Origin of the sequence: Enterococcus ureasiticus (assembly GCF_001730285.1) — a bacterium.
GTDB classification, from domain to species: domain Bacteria; phylum Bacillota; class Bacilli; order Lactobacillales; family Enterococcaceae; genus Enterococcus_L; species Enterococcus_L ureasiticus.
Window position 1 is genome coordinate 1 of the sequence record NZ_MIJZ01000004.1, and the last position, 5,755, is coordinate 5,755.

A 5,755-nucleotide genomic window follows, 5' to 3' on the forward strand; every position below is an offset into this window, starting at 1 on the left:
AGGAGGCAAGACAAATAATGTACAAACTAGGCATTTTAAAAGAAGAAAGACAACAAGATGCACATGTGAATGAGTTTTCTAACTCTTCCGCATTCACTCCTTCTTTTTTCACCTGTATAAATAAAAATGAAGAGATCTTGTCAAATATGAATGCCATTCTGATTGAAGAAGGCGAGAACAGTGGATTTGAATCCATTTGTGAATCAATTCTGGAATTGAGGAAATGGTTTGAGGGCGTCGTCTGGGTGTTTTCAACAAAAATTTCCGATTTCCATCAAATGATTTATTTTCAATTAGGCGCAGATGGTATTTCAGATGTAGCGGAAAACAAAGGGTTGTTTTTATTACAACTAGAAAATCTATTGAAACACACAGGAAATGGCACTGAGGTAATCAAAGAGACACAAGAAAGACCAGAGAAACGTAGCGACTTTGAACTGAACGAAGGAAGCTTGAGCCTAATCCTAAAAGATGGCTTTGAGATTTCGCTAACAAAATTAGAGTTTTTTGTTTTAAGAGAATTATTTAACCGTTCGGGTGAAACATTATCGTATGAAGAGCTTTACCAAAAAATTTGGACAGAAAAAAAGAACGGCACGGACGCAACATTCAGACAATATCGGGTCACCAATCTTATTTTTCATTTACGGAAAAAATTTGAAGCAGCACCTGGAAGCCCAGAATACATAAAAACAATCCGTTCGAAAGGGTATAAATTAGATATCAAATAAGTGACACATACTGGCAAGGAAAGCCAAAAATAAATAGGATGATTGAGGGTTGAAAAAAAGGATGACGACAGAACAAACAGAAAAACATCAAAATAAAGGGTTGAAATATATCCTAGTAATAGAAGGAATCTTTTCCATCATGTGGGTCACGTACTTAGTAATGTTTTATTCTTTCTATAAAAAAGCATACTTTTATGTGGATAAACGACTCTCCTTATTCTATCAATTGTTGCTTATCGTGAATGATAACGGACTTGAATCTATTGTGTACTTTGCACTGAGTGCTCTGTTAATGACCATGACTTTCGTGTTTATGTACTTTCTATTTCTTACGAACAAAAGAAGACCGTATCCTAAAGCCATGTTGGTTGGATTTATAGGTCTAAATCTTCTTTGCTTCTTACTATTATTCATCAATGTATATGGGGTTGCTTTTTTCATCATAGCCGCTCTATCTGGAAGTATTGTGTATGCGTTGGCGATGATTGGGAAAAAAGAAGACTTTGAGGAAGAATTAGAATATGAAGAAGGCGATGTGATTGAGACAAAGGGACCATTTGAAACAAAGGCCTCCGCGCACCAAGCAGCTCAATTGTTCTTAGAAACATGGCAGGAAAAAGAAACCGTGATTTTAGAAGAAGATTTGTATCAAGAAGAAGACAATCATTACTATGTAGACATTTATGTTGAAGCGATAAAAAAATAATGTTTCTAGAGTGTGATAGATAAGGAGCAATTGAAAATTCAATGAAAAAAAATAATTATATAGCTGTCCTGTTACTTATGGGACTATGTTTTATCTTATTTCCAAACCGAGCACATGCAGCAGATAATCTAGGATACACTGTTTCAGCTGTCCCGAGTAGTAAGCAAATAGATTTCGAACAAAGTTACTTTTATCTCCAAACGACGCCAGGGGAAGAACAACAATTAAAAGTAAAAGTAAAAAGTACACAGAAAGAGCCAGTAAAAATAAAAATTTATCCAACGGATGCTTACACCGGTGAAAAAGGAACAATCGAATACACAGAGGATTCTAAGTTATTAGATGAAACTTTAAAAGAACCAGTTAGCTCATTAGTGAAAGTGGAAACACCAACTATAACAGTAGAGAATTTTGAAGAAAAAGAAGTAACAATTCAGTTAACTCCACCAAAAGAAAGTTATTCAGGAGTCAAAATGGGTGTACTAGTATTTGAATTAGATGATTCTGGGGAAAAGAAATCAATGGTGAAAAATAAATTTTCATTTCGACTTGGTTTAGTCATCTCAGAAACGGGTGATGATTATAGAGATTCAAAATCTTTAAATCTATTAGAGGCAAAATCAACACTTAGACGAGGGAAAAAAATGGTTTTAGCGACCTTACAAAACCCAGAACCTAAAGTATTATCTGACTTAGAAATACAAGCGGAAGTAAAGGAAAAAGAAAGTAATAAAATTATCAAAAAAGAGACAGTTAAAGGGTATAAAATGTCGCCAAATAGTCGCTTTGATTTTGAAATGGATTGGGGAACAGCAACAATCAAAGGAGGAACCTATGTATTAAACATGACGGTAACCAATGGCTATAATGATTGGAAATTTGAAAAAGAATTTAGAATTACGAATGAACAAGCAAGAGACATGAATGATAAAAGTGGCTTCAAAATTATTACCCCTACATGGATAAAAGTAGCTACTACTATGTTAATACTATCAACGGGGGTCATTGTGATTTTGTTACTTGTTAGACGAAAGAAATTGGAAGAGCAGTGGAAAATAAAGAAAAAGAAAAGAAAGAGGAAGAAGAGAAAAAAGAAAGAAGGAAAATAAGATGAAAAAAGGAATCATTGTTCTATTTTTTCTAACCTGTTTTGTTAGCTTGTTTTTTGGAGAAATGACAGAAGCGAGCGCTCGCAAAGGTGAGACTGAAGTAGGCATTATATTTTCTGAAAAACAAAAAGATAGTATACAGCCACCTAATAAAATAACGCCAAATACGTCGAAACCGATAGGAAAATTACCTTCGACAGGGGAATTGATTACCTCAGTCATTTGGATGCTTTTAGGTACCTCTGTCCTTATCTTTTTTGTGGGAATGATCAGTTTAAAAGCGATTATGTCAAATAATCTATGGGAGAGAGTCTGCTAAATGATAAATTATTTATGGTTATTCATATTGGGGGGAATAGCAGTGACTGCACTACTATTTTTCTTATTAATGTTGTCACGAGATGCATTTTTAATCAGAAAGGTGAAAAGAAAGAAAGGACCATTGCTCGTAAACTTTAGCTTACTTGTGATTACATTGAGTAGTTTAGGCTTGATTGTCTATCTGTTTACACTCTTAAAAGAACAAATAGAACTTTTACAATAAGAACAAAAAGGAACAGCTTATAACAGTAACTGTCGCCAATCTGTATGTGTGCTTTAAAAGGATGGGAAAAAATGAAAAAACAATTAGCAATCGTATCACTATTATCAGTAGCAGCAGTATCAATGCTTGCGACTTCAGCAAACGCTGCTGAAGTTAGTAACGAAACAACAGATGCTGAAATTTCGTTCAACACAGGTAAAGGAACAGATCCAGGTAAAGGCCCTTTCAAAGATAACTTATCACTTGTATTTAAACCAAGTACTTTCCAATTTGGTAAACAAGATGCAACTGCAGGGATTTCAACATTCTACAATACAGTAACTGACCCTAAAAAACAGTATTTAGTTGTTAATGATGATCGACCTTTAGATCCTACTACCAAAAACCTTTCAAAATGGACGTTGACTGCAAAATTATCTGCGATGACTACAGGTACTGAAAAAGAGGGCTTAAATGCTAAGTTAAGCTATACACTAGGTGCAGCAACAGAGTATAAAATTGGTGAAACAATGACTACAAATGGTGACGACTATATTCCTAACGATCCAGAAACGAATTCGACAGAAGCTCTAGGCGGACCATTAAATGTTGGAACTGAAAAACTTAAATTTGGTGATGGTACGTCATCTACTGTAACGTTAGAAGCAGGAGCTTCATCAACAACTGACGTTATTGCAAAAACAGATGTTACTACTAAAAAAGTAGGGGTAGCAAGTAAAGTAGATAACGTTAAATTGATTGTTACAAATGCTGAAAAATCTGGCGCAGCTGGTAAAACGTATAAGGGTACAGTGACTTGGTCACTAGACGACGCACCAAAATAATAAGAACACAAAAACTAAGTAAAAAACACAAATAACTCAAAGAAATAGCACACCGTACAGATTGTGTTGAGAGTTATTGTTATAAGTTGTTCGTTTGAAAAAATGTTCTAAAGTAAGTTCTAGTATACAGAGAAATGTAAATAAGTAAAACAATAAGATCATGAGAGGATAGACAAGAATGAAACAAAAGATCACAACTATTTTACTGCTGGGCATTTCATTTTTGCTCTTTCAGCCAATTATCAGCTTTTCTGAAGAAACAGCCACAAAATCAATCAACGGTTTTTCCTATGAAGTTTTATTCCCAGAAAACCAAAAAAATGAAAAAGCAGGCTATTATGATCTTTTGGTACAACCAGGAGACAAACAAACCGTTCAAATGAAACTAGTCAATACCTCAAACCAGCCGATGAAGATCGATATTACCGTAAGTAGTGCGAAAACGAACGGAAATGGCGTGGTAACATTTGGTCCAAGTGAACTCAAAACGGATGCATCATTAAAACAGGACCTGTCTAAACTTATGACAGGTCCTAAGGATGTTTTACTAGAGCCAAAAAGTAACCAGATCATTGACTTTGCGATTGAGGTGCCCAGTGAAGGATTCGAAGGCTATGTAGCAGGAGGAATTCAGCTGAAACCTGTCCTAAAAGAAGACGAATCATCGAAAAAAGAAAAAGTAATTATGAATAAATTCGCCTTTGTAATTGGGGTCTTACTCAGCGAATCAGAAACGATTGCGATAAAACCAGAGCTGAAACTAAATGATGTGTCATTAAAGTTAAAAGATGCTGAGTATACATTATTTATGAATATGTCAAATACCAAGAGCGTTTTTGCGGAAGAGTTAACGGCAACGGTACAAATCAGGAAAAAAGGAGAAACAAAAACCATTCTAGAAATGGAGAAAAAAAATGTACGGATGGCGCCAAACTCAATGATGGAGTTACCTGTATTTTTAGAGGATCAAAAAGTAACGGCAGGTGAGTATACAGCAGATGTTAAAGTCACATCTAAAACAGGTCAAAGTTGGAAATGGGCAAGAAATTTTTCATTTTCAAAGATCGAAGCAGAACAGATCAGTAAGCAATTATCTCTAGAAAGCAGTGCCGTGACTCATAATTATTGGTGGATACTTTATGTTATCTTGTTGTTTTTAGCAGTAAGTGGCTTTAGTATGTTCTATTTGAAAAAAAAGAATAAGTTAACAAAAAAAAGGAGCAAGAGGACATGAAGAATAAGAAAAAGCTAAAAATTAGGTTGTTTATCGGTTTAGTCTTCTTAGGAATCGGGCTAACCAGTTGGCTATTTTTGCCAAGTACTGTTATCAAGGCAAAGACAGATAAAGAGGAACAAACAAGTAGTACAGACAAAGTAGCAAACAGTACAAGTGAAGAGGAAACAAAAAAAGAAGAACCGACAAGTAGTACAAGCAAAGAAAAAACGAAAAAAAAGAAAACAACAAATAGTACAACAGAGAAAAAAACTGAAAAAAAAGAACAAACAAAGAAAGTAGCCTCTGTTGAAGGAAAACCATTAGTTGTAAAGCTATATGAGAAGTTTCCAGATCTTAATGCTGAGTCAGGACATGACAAGCTTTTCGCAACGAAACGTATTCCTACAACAGAAAACGACGTAACCTACGAATGGGTAGCCAATGAAGCAGGCGACCCAACAGAGCCAGCAAACACCTTTGACTCTAGTCAATCTGGACTTCATATAAGCTACATTAAAATGACAGACAAAACAACTCCGGAAAATACAAAAGTGATGGCTGTCCCTGTCACTGTAACGACAGAGGATGAGACAGTAGAAATTGGAGGTAAAGCAGGCTTAAGCTA

The 5,755-nt window shown here is 35.1% G+C and carries 8 protein-coding genes; all 8 read left to right on the forward strand.

The features are described from left to right. On the forward strand, positions 1 to 731 hold a 731-nt coding region (locus BCR21_RS05985; protein ID WP_084013239.1), incomplete at its 5' end, for a winged helix-turn-helix domain-containing protein. Positions 732 to 780: 49 nt separating this feature from the next. After that, positions 781 to 1,437, forward strand: a complete 657-nt coding sequence (locus BCR21_RS05990) for a hypothetical protein (RefSeq protein ID WP_084013240.1) — start codon at positions 781 to 783, stop codon at positions 1,435 to 1,437. 41 nt (positions 1,438 to 1,478) lie between these two features. Next, positions 1,479 to 2,546, forward strand: a complete 1,068-nt coding sequence (locus tag BCR21_RS05995) for a WxLIP family cell surface protein (RefSeq protein ID WP_069645585.1) — start codon at positions 1,479 to 1,481, stop codon at positions 2,544 to 2,546. Position 2,547: 1 nt separating this feature from the next. After that, positions 2,548 to 2,865 (forward strand): hypothetical protein, encoded by a 318-nt coding sequence (locus tag BCR21_RS06000; RefSeq protein ID WP_069645586.1) that lies wholly within the window; start codon positions 2,548 to 2,550, stop codon positions 2,863 to 2,865. Next, on the forward strand, positions 2,866 to 3,090 hold the full coding sequence (locus BCR21_RS06005) for a hypothetical protein (protein ID WP_069645587.1): 225 nt from the start codon (positions 2,866 to 2,868) through the stop codon (positions 3,088 to 3,090). A gap of 71 nt (positions 3,091 to 3,161) precedes the next feature. Continuing rightward, complete coding sequence (locus BCR21_RS06010; protein WP_069645588.1) at positions 3,162 to 3,914, forward strand: WxL domain-containing protein; 753 nt, start codon at positions 3,162 to 3,164, stop codon at positions 3,912 to 3,914. 178 nt (positions 3,915 to 4,092) lie between these two features. Beyond that, positions 4,093 to 5,148 (forward strand): WxLIP family cell surface protein, encoded by a 1,056-nt coding sequence (locus tag BCR21_RS06015; protein WP_069645589.1) that lies wholly within the window; start codon positions 4,093 to 4,095, stop codon positions 5,146 to 5,148. Continuing rightward, on the forward strand, positions 5,145 to 5,755 hold a 611-nt coding region (locus BCR21_RS06020; RefSeq protein ID WP_139125614.1), incomplete at its 3' end, for a hypothetical protein. The genes BCR21_RS06015 and BCR21_RS06020, both read left to right, overlap by 4 nt.

What these genes read in the sequence shown, in the direction of transcription:
- BCR21_RS06005 (WP_069645587.1), top strand. Translation starts at nt 2,866, where the DNA reads ATGATAAATTATTTATGGTTATTCATATTGGGGGGAATAGCAGTGACT.
- BCR21_RS06010 (WP_069645588.1), top strand. Translation starts at nt 3,162, where the DNA reads ATGAAAAAACAATTAGCAATCGTATCACTATTATCAGTAGCAGCAGTA.
- BCR21_RS05995 (WP_069645585.1), top strand. Translation starts at nt 1,479, where the DNA reads ATGAAAAAAAATAATTATATAGCTGTCCTGTTACTTATGGGACTATGT.
- BCR21_RS06015 (WP_069645589.1), top strand. Translation starts at nt 4,093, where the DNA reads ATGAAACAAAAGATCACAACTATTTTACTGCTGGGCATTTCATTTTTG.
- BCR21_RS06000 (WP_069645586.1), top strand. Translation starts at nt 2,548, where the DNA reads ATGAAAAAAGGAATCATTGTTCTATTTTTTCTAACCTGTTTTGTTAGC.